22 protein-coding genes are annotated in these 24,735 nt (G+C 36.2%); 3 read left to right on the plus strand and 19 right to left on the minus strand.

What is annotated here, in order from left to right; translation table 11 throughout:
• Window positions 1-161: 161 nt before the first annotated feature.
• Window positions 162-497, plus strand: coding sequence for a hypothetical protein (locus tag ABJG98_RS18320; protein WP_348281004.1), 336 nt, complete (start codon window positions 162-164; stop codon window positions 495-497).
• A gap of 36 nt (window positions 498-533) precedes the next feature.
• Window positions 534-902 (plus strand): glyoxalase superfamily protein, encoded by a 369-nt coding sequence (locus ABJG98_RS18325; protein ID WP_348281005.1) that lies wholly within the window; start codon window positions 534-536, stop codon window positions 900-902.
• Between the two features lie 60 nt (window positions 903-962).
• Here ABJG98_RS18325 and ABJG98_RS18330 read toward each other — a convergent pair whose 3' ends face one another.
• The 18 genes from ABJG98_RS18330 to ABJG98_RS18415 all read right to left on the minus strand — a co-directional run bounded on the left by ABJG98_RS18330 (window position 963) and on the right by ABJG98_RS18415 (window position 22,097).
• Window positions 963-1,553, minus strand: coding sequence for a hypothetical protein (locus ABJG98_RS18330; protein WP_348281006.1), 591 nt, complete (start codon window positions 1,551-1,553; stop codon window positions 963-965).
• A gap of 50 nt (window positions 1,554-1,603) precedes the next feature.
• Window positions 1,604-3,331, minus strand: coding sequence for a serine hydrolase domain-containing protein (locus ABJG98_RS18335; RefSeq protein ID WP_348281007.1), 1,728 nt, complete (start codon window positions 3,329-3,331; stop codon window positions 1,604-1,606).
• A gap of 122 nt (window positions 3,332-3,453) precedes the next feature.
• Complete coding sequence (locus ABJG98_RS18340; RefSeq protein WP_348281008.1) at window positions 3,454-6,267, minus strand: pitrilysin family protein; 2,814 nt, start codon at window positions 6,265-6,267, stop codon at window positions 3,454-3,456.
• 243 nt (window positions 6,268-6,510) lie between these two features.
• Complete coding sequence (locus tag ABJG98_RS18345) at window positions 6,511-6,969, minus strand: heme-binding domain-containing protein (protein WP_348281009.1); 459 nt, start codon at window positions 6,967-6,969, stop codon at window positions 6,511-6,513.
• Window positions 6,970-7,244: 275 nt separating this feature from the next.
• Window positions 7,245-7,565: a hypothetical protein gene (locus ABJG98_RS18350; protein WP_348281010.1), complete on the minus strand. Its 321-nt coding sequence runs from the start codon at window positions 7,563-7,565 to the stop codon at window positions 7,245-7,247.
• Between the two features lie 49 nt (window positions 7,566-7,614).
• Entirely contained in the window at window positions 7,615-8,508 is an 894-nt protein-coding gene (locus ABJG98_RS18355) for a hypothetical protein (RefSeq protein ID WP_348281011.1), read from the minus strand.
• A 20-nt stretch (window positions 8,509-8,528) separates the two neighbouring features.
• A complete protein-coding gene (locus ABJG98_RS18360; protein ID WP_348281012.1) occupies window positions 8,529-10,373 on the minus strand; it encodes a serine hydrolase in 1,845 nt (614 codons plus the stop codon).
• Between the two features lie 2 nt (window positions 10,374-10,375).
• Window positions 10,376-12,214 (minus strand): serine hydrolase, encoded by a 1,839-nt coding sequence (locus ABJG98_RS18365; protein ID WP_348281013.1) that lies wholly within the window; start codon window positions 12,212-12,214, stop codon window positions 10,376-10,378.
• A gap of 15 nt (window positions 12,215-12,229) precedes the next feature.
• Entirely contained in the window at window positions 12,230-13,942 is a 1,713-nt protein-coding gene (locus ABJG98_RS18370; protein ID WP_348281014.1) for a DUF885 domain-containing protein, read from the minus strand.
• Between the two features lie 23 nt (window positions 13,943-13,965).
• Window positions 13,966-14,409: a hypothetical protein gene (locus ABJG98_RS18375; RefSeq protein ID WP_348281015.1), complete on the minus strand. Its 444-nt coding sequence runs from the start codon at window positions 14,407-14,409 to the stop codon at window positions 13,966-13,968.
• Window positions 14,410-14,462: 53 nt separating this feature from the next.
• Complete coding sequence (locus tag ABJG98_RS18380) at window positions 14,463-15,200, minus strand: hypothetical protein (RefSeq protein WP_348281016.1); 738 nt, start codon at window positions 15,198-15,200, stop codon at window positions 14,463-14,465.
• 24 nt (window positions 15,201-15,224) lie between these two features.
• Window positions 15,225-15,401 carry a hypothetical protein gene (locus ABJG98_RS18385; protein WP_348281017.1) on the minus strand — a complete coding sequence of 59 codons (177 nt, stop codon included), beginning with the start codon at window positions 15,399-15,401 and terminating at the stop codon, window positions 15,225-15,227.
• Between the two features lie 54 nt (window positions 15,402-15,455).
• The gene (locus ABJG98_RS18390; protein WP_348281018.1) at window positions 15,456-16,874 is read right to left on the minus strand and encodes a leucine-rich repeat domain-containing protein; all 1,419 of its coding nucleotides are present in this window, start codon (window positions 16,872-16,874) and stop codon (window positions 15,456-15,458) included.
• The gene (locus ABJG98_RS18395) at window positions 16,871-17,533 is read right to left on the minus strand and encodes a hypothetical protein (RefSeq protein WP_348281019.1); all 663 of its coding nucleotides are present in this window, start codon (window positions 17,531-17,533) and stop codon (window positions 16,871-16,873) included. Before ABJG98_RS18395 ends, ABJG98_RS18390 begins: the two co-directional genes overlap by 4 nt.
• Window positions 17,534-17,598: 65 nt before the next feature.
• The gene (locus ABJG98_RS18400; protein ID WP_348281020.1) at window positions 17,599-18,354 is read right to left on the minus strand and encodes a DUF3667 domain-containing protein; all 756 of its coding nucleotides are present in this window, start codon (window positions 18,352-18,354) and stop codon (window positions 17,599-17,601) included.
• Window positions 18,351-19,436: a hypothetical protein gene (locus tag ABJG98_RS18405; protein ID WP_348281021.1), complete on the minus strand. Its 1,086-nt coding sequence runs from the start codon at window positions 19,434-19,436 to the stop codon at window positions 18,351-18,353. Before ABJG98_RS18405 ends, ABJG98_RS18400 begins: the two co-directional genes overlap by 4 nt.
• A gap of 205 nt (window positions 19,437-19,641) precedes the next feature.
• Window positions 19,642-20,961, minus strand: a complete 1,320-nt coding sequence (locus tag ABJG98_RS18410; RefSeq protein ID WP_348281022.1) for a S41 family peptidase — start codon at window positions 20,959-20,961, stop codon at window positions 19,642-19,644.
• The gene (locus ABJG98_RS18415) at window positions 20,958-22,097 is read right to left on the minus strand and encodes an alpha/beta hydrolase-fold protein (RefSeq protein ID WP_348281023.1); all 1,140 of its coding nucleotides are present in this window, start codon (window positions 22,095-22,097) and stop codon (window positions 20,958-20,960) included. Before ABJG98_RS18415 ends, ABJG98_RS18410 begins: the two co-directional genes overlap by 4 nt.
• A gap of 97 nt (window positions 22,098-22,194) precedes the next feature.
• Here ABJG98_RS18415 and ABJG98_RS18420 point away from each other — a divergent pair, with 97 nt between their 5' ends.
• A complete protein-coding gene (locus ABJG98_RS18420; protein ID WP_348281024.1) occupies window positions 22,195-23,067 on the plus strand; it encodes a winged helix-turn-helix domain-containing protein in 873 nt (290 codons plus the stop codon).
• Window positions 23,068-23,102: 35 nt separating this feature from the next.
• Here the strand turns inward: ABJG98_RS18420 and ABJG98_RS18425 are convergent, their stop codons facing one another.
• Entirely contained in the window at window positions 23,103-24,596 is a 1,494-nt protein-coding gene (locus ABJG98_RS18425; protein ID WP_348281025.1) for a serine hydrolase, read from the minus strand.
• Window positions 24,597-24,735: the final 139 nt, after the last annotated feature.

Here is a 24,735-nt window from a genome sequence, read left to right on the forward strand (position 1 = left end):
TATTTTTCAACATAGCTACTACATCTAGTATCAAGATACTGTGAATCTTTGTATTCAACTGCTTAACTAATGTATTAAACCAGTCCATTATAAAAAGTAAAGAGGTCTTGCATCAGGTTCATCTAATAGCAATTGTTTGCAACAAGTCAAAAGGAATACTCATGTCCAAAGTGAATGAATCTTGGGGGTTTGTAGGAAAAGATCTTGATGTCCGCTACCACTGGAGACCATTTCTTGAGGAATACTTGCTTGACCTTTTTGGGAGTTCGATAAATGTGGGTGAGGTTGTTTGGGTTAGAACTTATTTAAAAGGTGAAGTTTCTCCTGATCCTCACCTTGGTATTTTCGTGAAATGTTTTTCGAAGGATTCTATAGAGTTGCCAAATAATTGGCAATATAAGTGGGTGAAAAACACTGAAGAAATTAAACACCTTCAACTGATTCATGAAGATGTGAAAAAAGTTTTAGAACTACAGCTATTTAAAATGATAATGTAAGTATGTTTTCTGATAACAAAATCAAACAGTAGCCTAATGGAGCGAGTAACTGTTATTCCTGTATTAAGAATTTTTGACGTGGCAAAAGCGAAGGAGTTCTATTTGGATTGGCTTGGATTTAAAGTTAACTGGAAATATCAATTTGAAGATAGCCTTCCAATATATATGCAGGTTTCCAAAGGAAAAATGATACTTCATCTTACGGAGCATCATGGAGATTGCACACCTGGCTCCAAAGTTTTTATTGAAATTATCGGACTTAAAGAATTCTATAAAGAAATAAATAACAAAAACTATATTCATAATAATCCAGGGATAGAAGAAACACCATGGAATTCAATCTGCATGGAATTGATAGATCCATTTCACAACAAACTACTATTCAATGAATCATTGAAAAAATAGATTTTCCAATCTATTCAGTGCTTTTAGCTTTCACTAATGGGCAATAACCATTAGGGAATATTAATCTTTGATGAAATCGTTCCGGTTTAAGTTTCTTCTACGCACAAAATATGCATCCAATACGAAGAGAAGTGAGATTATTTGCTGGCTCATTAAAATATAGAATTCTTCAAGCCCCATCAAAATGGCACAACTTATGTTGCCTAGCACTAGCCACAAATACCCTGATAGCGCATCTTTTGCTAGAAAATAGGTTCCCAGTAAAAACCCACAAGCAATGCCCAATTCAATTAACTGGGTCAACTGAAATAATCCACCAGTTTTATTAAGACTTAAACAGAGTCCAAGCAGGACAAATACTTTGGCAAAGTGATTAACGTATTTGGTTTGTTTTCCATTTCCCTTTAAAGCAATTAGCAGCCCCATAATCATTGAAGGAGCACCACCAAACTCTACCGCTGCTGCAATCCAATTGTCTTCAGAAATGAAAACAATAATCCAAGCAGGAAGAGCAGACAAATACGCTATCCACGACCAAATACGATAATTCTTTTTGGTTTTTGAATTAGAACTCCTTTCTGCTCTTGAAAAAAGGACTTTATTTAGGAGATAACCTAATCCTCCCCACGTTTGCAGCAAGATGGAAATCATGGATTGTTAATTCTTATTTCAAAAAGTCGCTGATGCAGTTCCAACACTTCTCAATTGATTTTGGAAAGCTCATAGCCGGAAATCAAGAGTGTAGTTTTTCCATTATTCTCAGATAGTTCAATTGTCTCTCCTGCAAAGAATTCAAATGAATACCCTGGTATAATAGCCAGAGAGTCAGAAATTGGAGAGATAGCAAGCTGAATGTCAAATTTTGTTGGGTATATGGTTGTACCACTTAATTCAAGAATACCGTATTGGTTTACTTTAAGCTCTAATCGTTCGAGATGTGAATATTCATCTTCTAATAGATTGGAAACCTTGTAAATTCCTACTGCATTTTCCCAGTTTTCAGGAATTGGTTTTTTTTGAACCTTAACTCCGCCCAATGAGCGATGGCCTGAGGAATATTGTTCACCAACGACTACCTCGTTATCAACTTCTGCCCAGAAGACATCCATCACTTTAACGGGAACTAGTCCAAGAATTTTCGCTTTGATTCTGATGGTATTATTAGAATATGGGTATCCGATAATGGCCTTGTCCATTATATCAAAAGTGACTTTAAACTTATTTCTATTCTGCTGAATGTCTACTATGCCTTGATCCGTACTATAAGTTCCTTCAACTTTAGATATTTGCTCGTTGGAGAGACTTACCCTGCGAAGAGGAGGTTCAGAAATATTTGAAGGAATCCCTTTTTTTATTGTGGAGAGATGATCAATCACTTCACTGTATATTGATCTATGTATTGAACTGCTAGAATTTGAGTTGCTACATATAGCCAGTACCATCTTGTATTCTGGAACAACGTATAACATACTATAGAAAGGTTCATGAATACCTCCTTTTGATAGCCTTTTATATTGACTAAATTGATTGATGTCCCACATGAATCCTTGCCTCTTGCTAAACCTCAAGGGTGCGTTTATAAATTGTGCTGACTTGGCATCCCTACTAATAGATTCCATGATGTAAGCCTTACCATCAAATTTTCCATCGTCCAGATACATTTGTCCAAGATTCATGAGGTTAAGGGATGTTGAATTCAATCCATCGGAACCGACATAGCTATATTCATAAGTTGGACTAACAACTCCTTTATGGTAAGATTTAGTCTCCTGCAATGACCCATACCAACTTTCATTCATTTGCAACGGTTCAAATACTTCTTTTGCTACAAATTCCTCAAATTTCAACCCTGATACTTTTTCTACCAGTAGAGCCAGTAAATCTGTGCCCCAGTCAGAATATTGGGAGACTAAAGCGGGTGGAGCAATTAAATAGCTGTCTCTGGAAATATCCAAGATTCGTGATAATGGCCTTTCTTCAATCAAGGAGTATCCTTTTGCATGTACTCTAGGCAATCCAGCAAAGTGAGTAAGTAAGTGCCGAATAGTGAATGGTGTCTTCTGTTTGAAGTGTTGCTTTATTGAAAATTCAGGGACATAGTAGGTATATGGTTTATCTATGTCAATTAAATTATTGCTGTAGAGTTTCAAGACTGCTGTCGAAGTGATCAACTTTGATATAGACCCTACAGCAAATTGCGTATGTTGGTCAACAGTAATATTATCCTTTTTATTTGCAAATCCGTATCCTTTGGATAATAGAACTTGACCATCAATTGCCAGCGATACACTTACTCCGGTGACTTTCTTTTTGTCTTTTTCCTTGCCAATGAATTTGTCAAGTTCGGTTACAAATTCTTTATGATTCTGACTAAAGCATCCATTAATTGAGATGTTCAAAACAAGCAATAGTAAAATTGTATATTTCATATTATATATTATTATGTGAGGAACATTTCTCGTTATTTTCAGTTTTTGATAACTGTCTCGATTTAAAATTCCCTATTGATTATATTTTACCTCGTATTTCAGACCTAATTCAATCCAATCTCTCACTTATTAATCAGTATGGGCTTGCCGAGACCCAATTCTTCGAACTTTTCAAGCTGTTTTGACACATCCCCCACAATCAACCAGATCATTTTGTCAGGATGTATATATCTTTTTGCAAGTCTTTTGATATCATCTACTTTCATTTCTTTGACCATTTCCATTTGTTGACTTGGATAATTCTCTGGTAGGCCATAATTGTCAATATTGAATAATAGATTAATCTTACTTTCATAGGACTCATATGACAAAGCACTGTTTTTGATAAGGAAATCTTTAGTGGTATGCAAATCCTCCTCGCTATAGGTTACGCCATAATTTTCTAGAATTTCTAAAATTTCCTTGGCTGACTCATATATAACATTCGTACGAATACTGGCTCGTACGTAGAATGGGCCCTTTACTTGACTCCCCACAAACCTCGATTTTATGGAGTAAGTGTAACCTTTATCTCTGCGCAAACGCTGCATTAACTGCGAATTGCCACCCCCAAGACGATAATTTAGAACTGTGGATATTGCATAGTAATCTTTAGATGTAGCTGCAAGCGCAGGATAGCCAAACCTTATTTCAGCTTGTTTTGCCCCTGGAACGTTATAGAAGTATATAATGGAAGAATCCACTTCTTTGGGATTTTGAATAATCGGAAATTCAAATTCTTTCGAATTCCAATGATTGTCCAGACGAACAAATGGATCCATCGCCTCTTCCTTGGAAATTGCTCCAATTAAATGGACACTCATTATAGTTGTAGAAACAAAGTTATCGTAGTATTCCTTTAAATCATTGATTGATATCGTCGTGACAGATTTCTTAGTTCCAAGGATAGTTTTTGAAAGAATATGGTCTTCTCCGTAAAGAAGTTTAGCAAAGAGGTCATCCGCAAGTTGGGCAGGTTCAACCAACCGCCGTTCAATTCTACCAATTACGCCTTTTTTTAGTAATTCAAATTCATCGACATCCCATCTTGGTTCTTGCAGTATTTCTTGAACTAGTTCAACCGTTTCAGAATAATACTTAGCCAATGTTGTTACGGAAACTATAATGGATTCTTTTCGAGCATTAACTTGAATTGATGCACCAAGATCCAATATGGCATCTTCAAGATCATCCGAAGTTCGTGTTGCCGTTCCTTTCATTAGCAAGCTTGCCAACAAATTAGAGACCCCAGTTTTATTCAGATTTTCCAACAACATCCCGCCTTTTAGCTGAATTTGAAACTTCACAATTGGGATTTCATTATTTTCAATTCCATATAGTTTAATCCCAGAGGCGAGTTGATCAGTCCAAATTTCAGGCACTTTCACTCTGAGGCTCTCGCCATACGGGGGTTCAACACTTCTATCAAAAAAAGAGGGGGTTCGTTGAAGCGCAGTATTCGTTTGAGGTAAAATTTTAGCGCTTTCGACATTCGTCGATTCTTCATCGAATATCTGAGCCAATTTCGAGTCCTTCAAGGATAGATGTTTTTTACCTTTAGGTACAAAACTGGTAGCTACATAATCTTTATCTTTTAAATACTTCCGATAAACACGGATAACATCGTCTTGTGAAACTGATCTAATATTTTCGATATGCTCGGTCATGAATCCAGAATCTCCTGTGAAAATCTCATACTCTGATAATTGGAGTCCCTTTCTAAGAACGGAGGTTAAATTATTGGATAAACTGGCTTCACTCTGTATCTTGATCCGATTCAGGTCTACTGGTGAAATACCCTCCCTTTCAAACTTGGAGAAGGCCGAATTGAGCTTTTTATGGATATCTTCTAAAGAAATGTCCTTAAACGCCGTAATCCTCAAAAGAAGACTACCGGCTAGTTCACCATTTCTTTGCCCCATAATTATATGATCTGTCAATTGATCATCTAAAATCAACATTTGATACAACGGGGAGTTTCTACTTTCAGCTAAGTAATCGACAAGTGCCTGCAATGTATACATGTCATTATGATATTTATAAACTCCAGGCCAAGTCAAGCTCAATTGTGGAACACTAGCAAAATTATCTTCATAGTAGAGTTTTTTAGTTTGATTTAAGCTTACTGGCCTTTTTTCCGCTTTGGGGATTTGAACACCAGCTTCAATCTCATTAAAGTATTTCTCGATCCATTTTTTAGCTTGGCTAGGATCAAAGTCACCAACAATTGTAAGCACTGTATTATTTGGGACATACCACCTTTCATAAAAAGCCCTGGCATCACTTAAATTGACATTCTGAATATCTTTCAAAGAACCTATCACTGGCCAATTATATGGATGGTTCTTTGCGTATAGATTTTTACTTATAACGTAATTAGTTAACCCGTATGGTCGGTTATCGAATCTTTGCCTTTTTTCATTTTTTACTATTTCCTTTTCAATGTCTATTGCAGACTCTGTAATTGTATTTATGAAAAACCCCAACTTCTCTGCCTCAGCCCATATCATCTTTTCCAAAGCATTCTTTGGGACAGTTTGGTGAAAATTTGTTTTGTCTCTATTGGTAGACCCATTAGCACCCGACCCACCAACTCTTTCGCTCAATTCATCCAAGCCTCCTTTCCCAAGGTTTTCCGAATTAATAAACAGAAGGTGCTCGAAAAGATGGGCAAGGCCAGTCGTACCTTCCAGCTCTCTTGAGGAACCCACATGGCACGTCAAAACCACTGCGACGACTGGATCCGATCGGTCAATATTAAAGATTACCGTTAAACCATTAGTAAGTTTGAATTTTTGATATTCAATACTGAACTCATCAATTTCTATTGCCCTTTTTTGGGCATAGCTAGTAGCAACCACCACAAAAGCACAAAAACACATTGCTATGCATCTCATATTTTCATTCTTAAGATTGATATAACACAGTAGCATATGTTTCATTGAGACATGTCTTTAATATCTTTTTTGCATTTACGTTATTTGGGTTCAGCTCGAGAGATTTCTTGTAATTTTTGATTGCATTTGATTTGTTAGCATATATGCCTCACCTAGGCTATCAAAAACATTCGTACTATTCGGATACAAATCCGTGTTAATCTTAAAAACTTCGGACGTTTTGAAAAAACAACACAATCTTTTTTATGGCTTTTCCAACTCTTGGCTTAATCTATTGATAAAACTTATTACCATCTCACTTTCTTTTTTACTCCATTCTGCATCAGAGTGCATAATTAGGTAGTTTGAAGGAGGCATTTCTTTTTTCACTATTTCATCATTAATCAGTCCAAGGATTTCTCTTTTTTCTTCAATTGTATAGCTTTCCCATTTACTGAAATTCAACTTCCCTTTTCCATGTCTAACATGCCCCTTAATCCAATTTGAAATGGGAGGGAAGTATGCATAAATAGGAAAAGATGCTTCTGTGGAGTGGCAATCATAACAAGCCGACTTTACCAACCCTTGGACATCTATTGGAGGGTTGGTAATCGCAAGAAAATCCATGTCTTCTGAGTAGACTTTGGGGGTATCAGGAAGTGATAAGACAGTTACGATAACGTATCCAATTGCAACAATAATTATCAATACTTTTTTTTTCAATTCGGTTTATTTTTATCGATACTTAGTTTGAAATTTCTATGGTTACAAAGCCTACTAAAAGACCATCACTTGTTAAATAAAGTTCTGCTAAAAAATGTTGATTGCTTTTTTTAACAAACCTTCTATTCATCCAAGTAGAATATTGTCTAAAATATATGTCATATGCTTGTGGTTTTGCAGAAGGGATGGTAGTATGAATGTGTCGGTTATCAGTACTAGATCCATAATCACCTGGCAAGATGGTAGAAATGAAAACCCTTCCTGCCGAATCTGTTCTAGCTTTTCCACTTAACCTTGCAGGTGGACTCATCTTCAGGATTTGTAGGATTATATTCACCATCATTGTTAGTGTGATAAGTTTCTATTTCCTCGTCGACAATTGGCTCATTATTATGTTTATTTATCACATAAACACATAATAATAACTGTTGGCCGGGTTCTGAGGAATCAGTTATTTGAATCCTCGATTTTGGATTTAAATCCATAAATTCTTTTAATAGAGGAGCACTTTCATTCTCTATTAAAGTAATCTCTCTCTGGTTTGAACAACCAAATAGTACGAGTAGTAGAAGTATTGGAACAATTATAGTTTTCATCCTTTATAAGTTTGATAGTTTTTACAATTGAGTTGGTTTTTATTTATTCTTATTTCAATTTAATAGTCTGTATGCGGTCTGATTTAGTAAATAATTCTGTAAAATATAGGACATTGTTTTTACGATCAAAGGCTAAACCATCAGGTTGTATGTTGTTTTGATTTGATTTGTTTACTAACTCACTATTTGTATTTTCAGCATCAAATAAAAATCCTATTTGACCATGCAAATCAATTTTATAAATTTTAAAATTCTGCAATCCAGCAACATACAAATTGCCTTTTATGAATTTCAAATAGCTAATTCTCCATTGTTTATTACTTGATATTTTTGCAAAAACACTTGCAATTCCATCAGTGATTTTTATAATATTTCCGTTATTGAAATTAGCAACGTAAAGATTCCCTTCATCATCAAAATCAATTCCTCCAGGATTTACAAGTAGAGGATCAGATATAATAATAATAACCTGACCATTTTGGTCAATTATTGAAATAAAACCTGACCCATCGTTAATATTATGTGTAACATATATGTTTCCCTTAATATCAATTGTCATAAGGCCTGGACCGGGCTTTACTTCGGCAAATGTTGTAACCTTACCTTTCGATGAAATTTTTGATATTCGTCCCCCTTTTTTATTGCCGTTCATCCATTCAGACACATAAAGGTTTCCATCTTTACCCATTATTATATCAATTGGTCCCTGAAGATTAGATGCGAACACCTCTACCTGTCCATTCTTTATTTTATAAATTTTAGAACCATCCCATCCTTCTGCAGCGTAAATGACTCCATTATTAGTAATTAAAATACCATCAGCATTAATTTCCTTGTCTAACATTATATAACTTAACTCTTGACCCAATACCAATGAGTTCGTTACTAAGCTGATTAAAACAATTAGACATGTGCAGTTTAAAATTTTAGTAAATGATTCCATAATGAATTATTTTTAGAGTCTCATTGAGACATTTCCTTAATATTCTTTTTTGCATTTTCGTTATTTGGGTTCAACTCTAGAGATTTTTTATAATTTTTGATTGCATTTAATTTGTCACCATTAAGCATATACGCTTCACCAAGGCTATCAAAAACATTAGCACTATTCGGATACAAATCCGTGTTAATCTTAAAAATCAAAATGGCTTTGTCAAATTCTTTATCTCGAATTAATTGATACCCAAATCGGTTGATTGAGTTTTCTTGCACCAAGGAATGGTTCGGTTTTTTTACTTGAAGTTTCTTATATGCTTCCCGTGCACTATTATAATCCCCACCTTCAAGAACAACTTCATTCGGAAGCTTACCGAAAAACTTTTCGTACATAATTTCTGAAGGCACATTTTCATCTCTGGAGTATTCAATTAAAGTGTCTTTTTCACTAAAAATGAATTTGAATTTACCGGGAACTTCATTTGTAATAAATGTATTATCACCAATATGGATTAAATCATTTCTTACACCATTCCAATAACTTGGAACATAAAGTTTACCATTCATATCTTTTATTTCAAATATTGCCCCAAAGGTTAAGTCTTCATAGCGCCCTACAATTTTGGTTGTTAAGGCTTCCGGAATTTCCTTTTTGTTTTCCCAATCATATTGTAACCCCCACTTGTGAGTTCTGATGATATTGTCCCTTAATAGATTTATTGTTGGGACACGAATTGAATTCGGGCCATTACCAAGCAAGACAATCCCTTTACCTTCTTCCATTGTAGCATAGACATGACCGCCCACACCAGTATTTGCTCCTCCATGAGAAAACCAATCTAGATTTCCGAAAGCATATCTACGTTCCCAACCCAGGCTCCAACCTCGCATCACCTTTAAAGTGACAATTTCAGTAACCCGATTTGCAACACTGGTTGATATAATTTTCGATTTATTATTTAATGCTTTTTGAATTTCAATTAAGAATAGTGACAAATCAGTTGGAGTAGACCATAAACCAGATGCTGAAACTTGAGGTGTTATCGGAAAACCTGTTCTAATTACATTTCCAGTATTGTCATGCGCTTTTGCAAGATTCAAAATTTCACCCGCCTGATATAGTGAATCAGATATAGTAGCCCTTTTAAGTGGATTATACTTAGGCTGAATCATCGTAGTGTTTTGAAGATTTAATGCGTCAAAAATGTATTGTTGCGCCAATTCCGCTAATGTCTTCTCAAGATGGTCTTCTAAAGCCATCATCGCTATAGTGTAGCCCCCTCCGCTATATTTCCAATGCGAACCTGGTTTAAAAGTAATTTCTATCTCGTCATGATCTGAATTTGGTATTTCACCCTTTATAGATTCTAGTATGGTAGGTATTTCATCTCCCTCATAGAAGTCTATAAAACCCCCTTGAGTAGTTCCTGCTGTATGACTTAATAAATGCTCCAAGGTGATAGGTGTATCTTTATTGTATTCCCCAACAGGGATCTTCCACCTCTTGAGATAATTGTTAACCGGGATGCTTAAATCGATTAAGCCCTTCTCTTCAAGAATTGAAAATAAGGTAGCAGTAATTGGTTTAGCAATTGATGCAGTAGAAAAAGCTGTATTTACATCTAATGGTACTGAATCATACTTGACTCCCCATGAGTCAGCCCATATTATTTTATAATCTTCAAAAACGGCAACACTTAAGCCCTTTAATCCATTTTGAGCCATTAATTCTTCAATTGACAAGGTGTCGCCATTACTCAGAGGTATCTTCGAAATGGCTTTTTCTTTTGCTAAAACATGTTTTTGAGAGAATGCTGTTTTGCATATCAAAAACGTTAATACAAAAAGTAAGGGGAGAATTATAGATTTCATACTTATAAGTTTGAGAGTCTTATCAATTCCTGTTTTGCGAACGTATTATCAGGGTCTATTTCCAACGATTTTTTATAGAATTTAATGGCCTGTTGAGTGTCTCCAGCCTCATTATAAACCCAGGCCAAATTGGACCAAACGCTGGGTGATTCAGGGAATAATTTCGTCGATAATAAAACGATGCTAATACCCTTCTCATACTCTTGTTCTTTGTGAACTATATTAACTCCCCAATCAACTAGCCTGTTCATTATTGTCTCCTTCATCTCAGCTTCGTTATCAATCAAATTTTGATAAGCATTAAAGGCTTGATCAAAATCTCCATTATCTATAAACTCGGAAGCAAAGCTTTCATTTTTCGATAACCTCGAATACTTAAACTCACGGCCATTATCTAAGGTGATTATGGTGTAAAATTCATCATTAACTGGATCTCTTTTAAAGCTATACTTATAAGTTCTGTCTCTTCTTACGTATGTCGAATCCGAGACCCTTATTAGTTCTGTCTTCGGAGACTCCTGATACTTTATAAACAATTTTTCGTTTTCCTTGAAAATTCGGAACAGCTTGTCATAAGCTACATTATACCTCCCATTAATTCTTTCAAACTCCTTTTCATCTATTAAAACCTTTTTATAAGTTGAGTTCAAAAACCCTTTCCAATTGTATGTGTCCGCAATACTTCTTTCAATTTCTTCGAGCAGTGAGACCTTCATCGCATTTTGCATTACAATAACACCATAACCGTCTTTTTTATGCAGCCACATACGCGCAGTAAACCCAGGTGAAGCACCATTATGGTATAAGTACTCTTCTCCTTCTTTTATTTGACTCATAATCCCTAAACCGTAAAAATCACTTAGATAGGGTTCAGACATAATGTTAGCCATGTCTTGAGAGATCACCTTTCCGGAATCATCTTTTAGTGTTTTCTGAATGTCAATAATAAACTTGGCTACATCTTCTGCTGTGCACCACAGACCACTAGGTGCTAACATAGCCTTATACCAGCTTTTTCCTAGGATGGCCTCACCGTTTTCTAAATGTCCAGTAGCTGCTGCCTCATCAAATTTTTCAGGCAATGGTATTGATAAACATGTGCTTGATCGCATATCTAAAGGTTCAAATACCAGATTATTGACAATAGAATCAAAGCTCATTCCTTCTACATCCATGATAAGCTGTTGCATGACCGCATAACCTCCACCTGAGTACTTGTGTCTAGTGTTAGGTGGTTCCACCACCCGAATAGGATCATTAGTGGCAGGAGGTTTTCCATCCAGAACGTCCAAAAGAGTGGGGAATGGAGGGGTCTCATAACCGCCACCCCCGCCAATATTAAATCCAGCTGTGTGGCTTAAAATTTGCCTCAGCGTAACTGGTGTTTGTTGCGTAAACTCATTTGATGGAATCTTCCAAGACTTCAAGTAATCATTAACAGGGCTATCTAAAGACAATTTCCCCTGCTCAACCATCTTCAAAGCGGCATAAGCAGAAACAGGTTTACTAATTGAACCAATTCTGAAAATAGTACTTTCTTTAACGGGTTCATTAGTCTTAGTGTCAGTAACCCCGTACGTTTTTAACTGATGTATTTTAAAATCTTTAATTATGGCAATACTCACTCCGGGAGTACCATAATATTTCATTCTATCTTCAATATTCCATAGAGACTCTCCTTCAATTCTTATATCTGGCTGGAGTCTATTGTCAAATTTTTCGAGATCAGGAGTTTGCTCTGATTTACAAGAAATAAATAGAAAGAAAATATGAAAAGTCCATAGAATTGATCTTACTATTTTGTCTTTACTATTATGTGCTCTTTTTGCCAATGGTTTCATTCTTCGAGATTTATATTATTTGGATTTCTCTTGAATCCAGTGATTAATTCTTTGTTCAAATAAGGTTAAGGGCACTGCTCCCATACTGAGAATTTCATAATGAAACTCTTTTGGATCAAACGTGTCCTCAAGCGTCGTTTTGGCTTGCTCTTTTAATTCCAGAATTTTTAACTCTCCTACTTTATAAGAAGTAGCCTGACCAGGCTCTCCAACGTATCGCTGAAACTCCCTTGTCATTTGGCCAAAATGATACTGAGCTACATAATCTTGACAATCCTCAATTGACCACCCTAAGTGATGAATGCCGGTATCAACTACAAGTCTAATGGCTCTCCATAATTCCGATTCAAGTTTCCAGCGTTTTTGGCGGGGGTCTCGAAACAAATTCAGCTCTGATCCCAGGCTCTCAGCATAAAGTCCCCAACCCTCCATAAAAGCTGAGTAGAATGAACTCTTTCTGAAGTCAGGAAGGTTCGATTCTCTTTGAATTGCAATTTGGTAATGGTGCCCCGGAACTGCCTCGTGTAAAAAAAGTGCCTCGCTAACAACATCCGGGTTTTCACTCAAGTTATAAGCATAGAAATAAAAAATACCTGATCTGGAGCCATCCAAAGATCCAGGTTCATAATAGGAACCTAGAGTAGATGGCCTGATTTCCAAATCAGTTTTCGGTGTGATCCCAAATAAAGAATCTAATTTAGCCTGACTCCCATCGTAAATATTCTGATAAGCTTTAGCTAACGAATCTTCGTTGTAAAAGAAATGAAGTGGCCATTCTTCAGATCGATTTGACAATCTCTCTTCATATAATTTCGAAATCCTGCTGACTTCTTCAATACCCAGTTGGTGTATTTCATTCGCAGTGAGATTTGCCGTAGTGAATTTTTTAAGTTTGAAAGCGTACCATTCTTCTCCGCTTGGAAGATCAGACCATGCTAAAGTTTCTCTAGTATTTGGTAAGTATTCCCTCTGAAGAAAGTCAAGCAATCGCTGGTAAGCAGGAAGTAAAGTAGTTTCAGCTACATTCTTATAATTATCTCGTAATCTTTTCTTGTCAAATTCAGTGAAATGTACAGGTAATGCCTGAATAGGGTGATAAAATTCACTTTCCTCAAATTTTTCAACAGCAAGTGGCCTAATCCTTTCAATAGTTAATTCACATACTATCTTAGGCAAAACAACCTCTTGGTCAATTCCTGTTTTCATGTTTGAGATTGAAGTATCAATCCACACTGTGAAATCTTCCATTCGACTCAAGAAATTATCATAATCTTGGACTGAATTGAAAGGGTGAGCAGATTCTCCTGAGCCCCAGTTGGCAAATTCAGCCGGCACGCAGTTTACGGTATGGTTGAAGGGTATTAAGTGATCAGGAAAGTTCAATTCATCAAGACCCGTTTCAATATTGTAACTCAGAATATCATAGGAGAATTTATTTTCAATAGTCAGTTCATCATAATGAAAAGAATTCAGTTTTGTCTGGTAGCCTCGATAGAATTCCCTCGCTTTAGTGCGGTGATCTTCACTAATGTCCACTTCATATAGGCTATCAAAATCATGCACTCCAATCTCAGTGGCTTGAGATGGATACAAAGCTAAATATTCCTTATGATACTCGTTAAACAGACTTTCTATTTGAATATTACTATTGTTTAAATTGTTGCACCCACAAATAATGAAAAATATGACCCATCTGAATCCTCTTGGTCGAAGTTTTAATTGGCTCATATCAATACGGTATTTTCTAGTCATCATGTTCGAAGTTTATCGTAAGGAATAAAGTGCTTTAAATCAGATTTTACCCATTTATGTCTGGCTTCAGCTGACATCAAAAGTTCTTTACTGTAAAACTCAAGTGGATATTCTCTCTTAGAAAAAGGAGATTGTAAGAATTCACTTAATGCCTGAGAAATTGAGTTAAATTTCTCCTCTTCTATAAAAACAAAGGCAGTAGTCAACCAGAACTGAGTAATTGTTTCATGGTAGCCTTCAGAATTGGAATTAGGTGTTCCTACTGACTCATTGAATTCCTTAATATTCTTCCGAATTCTTACTAAGGCTTCACCATAACCATATGCCGAAGCATAATAAATAGCAACAGATAAGTGGGATGTGTGATCCCATTCGTTTTTTGTCAGAAGTCTTTTCTCAAATTTTCTTACAAGACTAATTACCTGTTGATCACTTTCTTTCATCTTTTGTTCGAATTATTAGCATAATATCTTCGTGTATAGAAATTTTCAAAGAATCAAAATTGACTTTTGATTAACTCAATCGTTAATTCCGGCCCAGGAACATAAAATTTTACGATCTTCTTTGGTTCTACATTACTTATCCAAATCTTATTCGTGGGCATTCCACCACTAGATTGAAGTAAGATCACTATACATTCGAAATTCCCTGCTGGCACCTCGACTTGATCTTGACCTATATATTTAATGACCGCTCTAGAAATTCCGAATCCAGTTGGAACGAAGACATCTAGTACCAAGCTATCTCCCGGTTCGTAATCCACTGCGTGCATAAGCATATAAAGCTCTTCTCTAAAGGCATCAAGTCCGTAAACAGAATCCACTAGATTTTGTCTAGAAAGAGTGTCTCTTCTCATAGTAGCTCTACCTTGTATTTTTCCATCCTCGTGCAATACATCGACATCCAGAGTAGTTGGTCCCATCGACATATCAATAAAAACTGCTGACATTGTAAAATCAGCAGTATCAAATTCGAAGACAGCAGTTTCATACACACTTCCATCATCAAATTGAGAAGTATCTCGTGAGACTAACATCCCATCCTCGAATGACCAGCCAAAATCCATTGAGCCAATTTTTGTTCCCGTAGAGTCAAACATGTGATAGATATTGACCGATTCTTGGATCCGACTGAACTTCACCGGTTTACCAAGCCATTGCTTAGAAATTCCCTTCTCACTGATCGAACTGCATGAGGATATAAGTAGTGAAAGCAGTATAGTTGTGTATTTCATCTCGTTTGATTTTGGATTTGATGTTTACTCAGTTTGTTTCTTTCTTAACCCAACAACTAACCGATCCAGGAATGCGCCAAAGACTACCAATAATAGTACATCTACACTTAGAAGGGCGCTCAATTCGTTTCTTGAGAAAATGAAGGATCCAATAACGATCAGAAATATTACAGATACTTTAATGGCTTTCCAGTCTTTCATAATTTTTAGGTTTGAATAGGTTTATAATTCTATTTGTTTGTGTTAAATATTCGATTATTGAATGATCTTAATGGATGGAAAAAGCACTTGAAATCGATTCACATCTTTCTCTGGTATCTCATTTCCACGGACTACCAAATATTGTAGACTTTTCACTTTTCCAATGACATCTGGTATCGTTTCCATATCGTTGTTGTTCAGGCTAAGTACTCGTAACATTTGAAGGCTGACCAAATTCTTGGCCAATTCATCTACATTCAATTCAGGGTTATTATTTAGCGAGAGTGATTCAAGATTTTCACACAAAAAAATCTGATTTGGCAATTCTTTTAATCCATTGTTGTTTAGGCTTATTGATTTGACCTTTGACAGCTTCTCAACTCCTGGTATGCTAGTTAAACGATTGCCAGCCAGCCATACATTCTCAAGGTTTTGAAACGAGCCTTCCTTGAAGGTTAGAGTTTCTATACCAATACCACCAAATCCTAGATGCTTCAAGTTGGGTAGTTTTTTCAAATCGTCTAATGCTAAGGAGATGTTTAAGTCTTTGTTTTGGCCAATCCATACTTGCTCAATAGATTTTAGATTCTTTACATTCTCAGGAAGTCTTACAATATTATTATTCATCACTGCAAGAATTTTTAAACTGGAAAAGCTGGCCAGTTGATCGAATACTTTTTCCAAATCCAAATTTGGATTTCCATTGATGTTTATTTCTTCAAGATTCTGGAGCTCCATAATACCTTTGGGAAGGGCATTTAGATTTTGGTTTGGGGATTCTAGATGATCGACATTCAGTTTTTGAAGTTTTTTTAGCTGACTTATTTTTTCTGAGATAACACTAACTCCTGTATTACTCAGATTCAAGCTTTGAAGATTATCCAATCGGAATACTTGATCCGGAATTTTAGTCAACTCTGTTCCTGAGAAGTCGAGTACATAAACGGAATCTTCCATCCCTTGAGTAGATTCAATAGATTTAAAGACTTTAGCTTGCCTCAATTCGTCAGCAGATAAAAGCTTTACGTCTTGCCCGATCATTTCTTTTATCTCAACTATTGCCATTGCCTCCGTTTCAACCCTCATACTCCTTAAGGCTAATTCCTCCACCCCAACCATCGTGATGGCCGGCATATTACCCTCGCCAAAAATTTCCATACGTACTTTGGAGATAATATCGAGATGTCTAGGCCGATAATCGTCAATATAGATTGTCATTTTTACCACATCGGAGAAAGAAGCTCCTGCATCTTTGAGTTGTTTTAAAACACCTAGAAATGAAGTCTTGTAATGTTCCTCTAACGTTTGTCCATGTCCAACCTGACCCGCCACATAAATGGTTTTAACATTCCCGTTAGTTACAACAACTGCATTACTGTATCCCGGTGTGGGATTTACATAATCTTTACTAAACGGTTGCGCGTCAACGGCAATCATTAAACCAAGCACAATAGGTACCAATATGTTCTTCATTCTTTTTGAATTTTAGTTAGTAGTCTTTTAATATGAATATCTGTAAACCCGTATACTCCCTCTCTTTCACAGAAAGACTCAAAAATCGCTGAGAATTCAACGGTTTTTAAATCTTCTATAATTCGTTTAAGCACTATAGTGGGTTGATTATCATCTTCAATGCCTCTATTTAAATGGGCATTAATAGCCTGTTTTATGAAATCAAATTTTGAAGCATCGGCTAGACTTTTTAAGTCCAGAAAACGATTATGCTTAAAAGCGATCCAACATTGATTGAAGAATTGAATATCATCTTTTGAAAGTCTTTCTTTAGCGAGAATTTGCTTTTTTAGTTCAGCCGTCTTCATGTTTGCAAAACCAGACCAACCAATGTCTTTACTAGGTATTACAAGAAAGACTTCTACGTCAGATCTATTGATTAGCGAGCAACAAAACCAAAAATTAACTTGACAAAAAAGATCTCTTTCAAACCATAAATGCACTGTGCTAAAGGCTGGTATCGACAAAATTTTCTGAAATTCAGGGATAGATTTTTGATAGTATTCTGTTGATGGAATGGAATAGGCTTTACTCAGATACACAGCTCTTCTATTCCAAAAATCTGTCAAATTTTCACCAGAAACATCTCCATCAACAAGGCACTCTCTAGCAACAATCACCTCACCTGGAAGAGTGAATTTGTCCTTTAATGTATCCCCGTTCAGAATATGATATACTGCTTCCATCATTTCATCATTAGAATGGTAATTCCTGCAACCAGAATAGCATATATGAAATAGCTTAAGAGTACAACTGCGAGACTCTTGAAATAATCAGATATTCCATATTCGTCTTTTAACTGCATCAATGCAATTGGTAGAGGTATAATGATGATTAATATTCTTAGAGCGAAAAGTTTGACGTTTAAAAGAGCTAATAATAATATACCCGAGTTCATTAAGATGGCTATTCCTATTAAATAGAAGGAAACAATTAATTTTTCGGCGAAATTGTACCTTCCTTTCTGAATGAACAATCCCATGACCATTGCGAAAACCAGTGGAAGAAGAAAATATAGATAGTTTAGATTTATTTTAAGAAAAGTGCCTAGTTGTTCAATCTTTTGCTTTGTTTCATCTTCCTGAACAAAGCTGTCATTTATTGAATCATAAATCAAATTGCCCACTGATACAAAAACCAGAAGGTAGACACCTAAAATCAAAATGAAGAAATGCACAGGACCTACAAAGTCAACCTGTCTGCCGTCGATATAAGATTTTACAAAACGTCCTTGCTTCTTAAGAATTTCTCTAATGGTTCTGTAGACTCTTAAATCTAGTAAAAAGAAGGTTTGGAAAAACTCTGTAATCAACAGGCCTAGATTCGGCTTGTATAAGAAGAATCTTTGACCACAGATTGAACAATATGTGGCGTGAACCTCGGATTCACAATTCAAGCAAAACTTCTTAGAGCCCCTATTCATATCTACTGTCTCTTTCATTCTATTTCTGCTCCTTCAACATCAAATCGTTGAACAACGCTTCTTTTACCTTTTGAATCGTATTGGAAAGACATTCTAAAAAATCCTTGTTGGGGGTGCATTCGCGGCTCCTTATTTTGCCCGTAGTATTCTATTGACTTCAAATCTCCGCCCTTGGTCATTTTATAGAATGTCTCATGTATGGAGAAGTTGTTTTCTATTGGATTAGAATTTGCACCAAAATATTTTTCACTTACTGAATCCACAAGTCCCAACATTCGATTTTTCCAGTATTTCTGATACGTCCATTTGGCATAGCCATGATCCATTTTTCTGAATGGAACTCTATTCACAAGGTTTCCGTCGACATCCTGAAATTCCCAGCTCATTTCATTTCCAAACTCATCGAATACGAACTTAACTCTAGCATATCCTGCACTATCACTCATGCTGAGTAACCCATCCTCATTTACATTTTCTATTAAGAGAAGGTGGTTTCGTTTGTTAGCGGTGATCCGGGATTTATAAAACGGGAAGTATTCGGTCAGCAGGTTAGGGCTCCCGTCTAATTTGAATTGTGCTTGAATAAAAGTCCGCTCGTTGAGAGTCTCCCATGTAATCAGCGCTGTGCCTAATGTTGTTACTGCTTGGTTTCCAACAGTATCTTCAAAAATTAATGATGCTTTTCTACCATCATTGCTAAGTGCAAATACTTCTTTATGAATAGGGCCGCCCATGTAGTAGTGCCTCCACATGAATGCTTTTTCCCCTTCCAAATTGTAATACGTACGCTCAAGTTTTTTATCTCGATAATTGTATTTGACTGTATGCGTTCTAAAATAACTTTCATTGCTTTTATTTTCTCCCTTGTAATAAGAAAGCTCACTTATCTTATTTTCTGTATCATAGATTACCCTATAATGATTCATATTAGATGCTTCAGATCGATTTATTTCACCTCTTGGCTGATAGTCGAAATAGGGAGAAATGATCCCTGTCAATTGAGAGAAATACCTAATCTCATTCGTCTCATGTGAATTTTTCTGGCAACTCAATTGAAAAATAAAAAGCATCATTAAAATGATTCTTAGAGTTACGTTCATATAGGTTTATTTATGATAAATATTGGTTATTAACTCGTCCGTAAAGTTCGTCAGTAGTCAAACGTTCACTAAAAAATGATGCGCCCATTAGAAGAACATATGAGGATGTATTATAAATTATGAAGCATGGATTGAAATTGTGACGCAAACACTTACGATCTTAATGAAATAATGTCATCATCATAAACTGTCGTATTGAAGCTTGCTAATTCATGTCTTTTAAAGACACATCTACATCTCCATTCCGATAGACTCCTTGAAGCGCGTTAATCATGTTGTTTTCTCTAATAAACTTTAGCCTAAAATCTGCTAATTCTTCAATCATGAACAGATCCCCACCCATTGGGATTAACTTATATTCTGGACCAGAACGCTGATAATATAGGTCTTCGTTAATCACTTTAACCGATCTTGGCCCATAGGTACCTATGTATGATTCGGTTTCTAAAATGTTCATTTTAACTGGATTTAGTCCCGCCTTAGCTGATTGTAGGTACCATTCAAGGTAGTTCTTTTCCTTAGCTGATCCCGTGCGCACAAGTAGCTTTTCTAATGCTAATATTTTTGCACATTTCAATGCTGCTTGGCTGTTAGTTTTTATGTCTGGTTCAACGCCAACACCCTCCCAGTTTGAATTAGTAATTGGGCTGATTGCTCGTCCATTTGGCACCCATATCATAAAGTACTCTGATACTATCTTAACATCTCCAGCATGTGCGGCTCCTCCAGTTGACTCTCCGATGAGAGTTGCACGATTTAAATTTTTAAAGTTGTAAGCAAATTCTTCGGCTGCCGAGAAAGTCCCTGAGCCAATTAGAATGTAAATATCCACTTCAGGCATTCGAGTACCTGGAACATGCGGTAGTGTCCAAGTTTGTTGAATCATATCTGATGACCGCCAATAAAAATTGTTAAGGTGTGTTGGGGTGGAGTTAAAAAAGTAGCTTGATAACAGCTGGATCATTGTGGGTTCACCTCCCCCATTATTTCTTAAATCAATAATTATGGCATCTGTTCTATTTAAAAATTGCATTGCTGCAATGGCGGTTTCTCCAGCGAAATGTGGATCATAAAACATCCGAAGGTCTAAGTAGCCAATATTTCCGTCCAAGATTTTTACTTCTTTGAATCCAAAGTTTCTCTTACTCATTTGATCGGCTTTCTCCTGAAGGTATCTTATGCTATCCTCAGTTGAAATGACCATCCTTTTTACTCTTATTTCATCTGGAGCGAAGAATACTCGAAGATGTCTATCCTTACTAATAGATTGTAAGTCTTCTGTCACAAGTAGGGCAAATGTATTTGGGTTTGTAATGGACTGATATCTGGTCTTCGTGAGATTTTCTTGAAGATTTTTTGATAGTTTTTGAGCTACTTCAGGAAAAACGTATTCAGTATTTAGAATTGAAACAATTGAATTAATAGCTTGTTCCTTTTCTATTCTAGAGAGTGGTCTGACCTTTTGCTGGGCCAGACCATTCATAGAAACCATGATAAACACAATAAACACAATTGACTTTTTCATTTCTTCCTTAGGTTATCTAGCCTAATCTTCGCATCCTCATACCATGGAGCCACTTCCAAGAGCTTTTCCAAGTACTTTATGGCTTCTTTCTTCTTACCTTGATCTTCATATATCACCGCAAGCGCATCATAGGATACTAGAATCTTTGGATAAATTTTCTCAAAGTGATTAAACACTTCTATGGCTAGATCATACCTTTTCAGGTTCATAAGTTCATAACCGTAAGTCATCATTACCCTTTGAGGTATCTTAATTGGAATACCGTATTTTTTTTCAAGAGAAGCGTAGTAATCTTTTACAAACTGGAACCCTTTTTCTTTGACCAAGTTGTCATCTAAAACCAGATCACTAAAAATAAATCTGAGTCCATCAATTGTTGCAATTAGTGGGGTAGTTGAATGATTTTCTTTTCGATAGTAAGCAAAATCCCATTTTAGAGATCGTGGTGCATTTTCTTCAAACCAGTCCCTCATCTCAAAAACACCATCGCCTTCCTCTCCTGGTTCGTGTCCTACTGAGAAAAAAAATGAATTATTGAGACTTTTATCTGCTCTAAGTCTGTCTTTCAATGCCTGAGCATGTTTGAAGTCATTGTGAACGATGGTTGGCGTAATCGCGATATATCCATTAAAAACCTTGGGGTTCTGACTAAAAGCATGGGATACAAAAAGCCCACCCCACGAATGTCCTATCAACGCACGATAATCATGAGTTCTATAATTTCCATCGACATACGGAATTAGTTCGGTCTCGAGAAACGAAAGAAAATTGTCAGCACTTCCACCTGATATTGCATCATGATTATCAGAAGAAGGTGTTAAATCTCTTGCACGATTGGTATTTGGAATACCAACGACTAGCAGTTTTGGATAACCACTTTGGTAAAGCAACTCACAGATTCCAGTTGTAAATGCGGTGTTTATATTACCATCTAAAACATAGACAACAAAATAGGAATCCTCTGAGTAATCATACCCTGTAGGTTTTGATATCAGAATTGGTCGAGTCTCTTTTAAAATTTTCGATTCTATCTTAACTTCCTCAATTAACCTTCTATCTACTTGAGCGTTTAGGTTTAGTATGGGAGCTGATAATAGCATCAGAATCAATGCTTTGTTAAAAATTGTCAATTTCATTTCGTTTAATTTTGTTAGACAATGATTAACTCAATATGTCGGTTAAGGATCTGAATACCCCATTACCCTTTTATGAAAAAACCTTACATTTTTCTGAATGAGATCAAATAAGCAGGAGGTGTATCAACTAGGCCAATGGAAAATTTTTTCAGATAGGTTGATGTTGCAAAATGAGATCGAAGAAATTCGCATTCACGATAAGAACATGCGAGTATTGAAAGCGCTAATTGATGCGGATGGAGAGGTTGTAACTAAAGAACAATTTTTTGAAACTGTGTGGACTGATACCATCGTTACTGAAAGCTCGTTGAATCGGGCTATTTCAGAACTGCGAAAAATCCTTGACAAAGGAGGGAGTGATCAATCTCTAATCGAAACGATTTCAAAGAAAGGCTATCGCTTAACGCAGAAACCAATTGCCTCAGGTGAAAACAACAAAAGTGTTATCAAGTGGTGGAAATATGCGGCACTTCTTTCAGTAATTACAATCTCAATATTTTTACTATTTAAGAACGAAATGAATGAAAAAATTGCCGTTCACCTATCTCCAAATGGAAACAAGGTCGCATATTTTTTGAAAAACAATTCGAAATATACCTTATATATCGAAGACTATTCAACAAAATCTGTCACCCTTCTAGAAGCAGGACTTAACCCGGAAAGCTTTGCAATTGCATGGTCTCCAAGGAGTGATTATGTTATTTTTAACGCTACTGAAAAGGCCAAGCCTTTTTATGCAATCAACATTAGATCAACTGAAGGTGAATCTCCAATTTTCGTAAAATTCGCAAAGGACGATTATAAGCATCAAACCCAGTCAATTCCAGAGGATCTAAAATCCCCAATGGAGTATGCTGATTACAAAGAAATAACCATGAACAATAACAAAATTCACCATGTTTATCTTAATGAGCAGGACACAATCAAAGTGTTTTTTGACGACAAAGTCATTACAAGCTTTGGGTGGTAAACTTTAGTATAAGTGACTGCCTCCTTATTCATTAGTTAATGCGCATATTCTGCCAATTTCTTGAATGATGGTTCATGAGAAAACCGGGATAAATTGGAATCTCTCATAAGCGCATCGCCATCGTTAAATCCCAAGTTAACAGCTTGGCTTAAATATTCAATCGCTTTTTCATCCTCACCAAGATTGGCCATGCAGGATGCCTGATAAAAGAGCGCATAGTCTTTGTAGATGTTGTCTTTAATTGCAACGTTTAAATATGATACTGCCTCCTTGTATTCAGAAAGCATGTAAAGTGCTTTTCCTTTCAAGTAATGTGCTCTACTATTTGAAGGGTTTAGGCCTATGAGTTCGCTGCTCTTTTGCAAAAGAGTTTGCCAGTTTCCTTCAGAGAAGGCCATGCCGATCTGGCGTTTAATTAATGACAATTCATTATAAATAACTTCATGAAGTTCTTCGCCAATATCGTCGGCAACATTACCTCTATTTGCAAGAACAATGAACCCTACACCATCTTCTGGTGAAAATGAAATATAACTGCTATGTCCGTCTGCATTTCCTGTGTGGAATAGATGCTTCCCCACCTTCTCATCCACACCTATGTACCATCCAAATCCTATGAATTCTGAATGCGATCGATTTGTTGGAATTTTGGAAACTTGTGATAAAACGATGTGGCTAGGTGAAATAACACCTTCAACAGAACTACTTCTCTTAAATTGAAGACTTAAGAATTTGGACATATCCCCGATAGTGGAGGTCAACCCTCCATTTCCCCAAATTTCACCTATTTTCCAACGCGCATGAGGCTCAGCTGCATTGTCGACATTCCAATAATGGGATGCTTCATTGAGGTACAAAGGCTTATTTTGCGCATAGGTTGAATTCATTTTTAAAGGTTCGAGTATTTCAGACTTCAGTAGCTCTTCTAATGTAGACTTAGCTACTTCTTCCAAGACATGGCCTGCTAGTTTAAATCCGAGGTTCGAATATTGAACACTTGTTCCAGGTGTGAAAAGTAATTGAGTGTTCTTGAGTCCATCATACAGTTCTTCTTTCGAATACGGTTTAGGAACAGATGGAGTATTTGACAAATTGACTCGATTCACCGGCTCTTCAGGTAAACCTGAAGAGTGAGTCAGTAGGTGTGCCATGCTTACCGGTGGTATCGCTTTAGGAATATCTGCATACGGCAGATAATTTTGAACGGGTTTATGAATGTCGATTTTACCATCTTCATAGAGCTTCATTGCTAGTATTGCAATAATTGGTTTTGTTAAAGAAGCAATTTGAAACCCTGTTTCTGTTTCAATCTCAATTTTATTCTTCTTGTCAGCATATCCATATGTGTAGAAGTATTCGAGTACATCGGCTCTCACAATTCCGATGGCTAACCCCGGTATATTTCTTTCTTCAATCATTTTTTCAACAATTGCATTGAGTTGATCTGAATCAACAGGATACCTTGGATTAGGTTGCCCGAATAGGAAAGTAGAAGCACCTAGTGCTACTACCAGAGCTATACCTTTCATTTGGCGGGGGGTAATTAGAGTTCTTTCCAATATCATTTCTTAGATAGGAGCAGACTGGTTAAAAAACTTGTTTTGTTTGAAAAATCAATCAGTAAAGATTTAAAAAAATCTATTAAAGACAGAATAGAGTTGCGGCAAA

This window comes from Ekhidna sp. (genome assembly GCF_039960695.1).
GTDB lineage: Bacteria > Bacteroidota > Bacteroidia > Cytophagales > Cyclobacteriaceae > Ekhidna.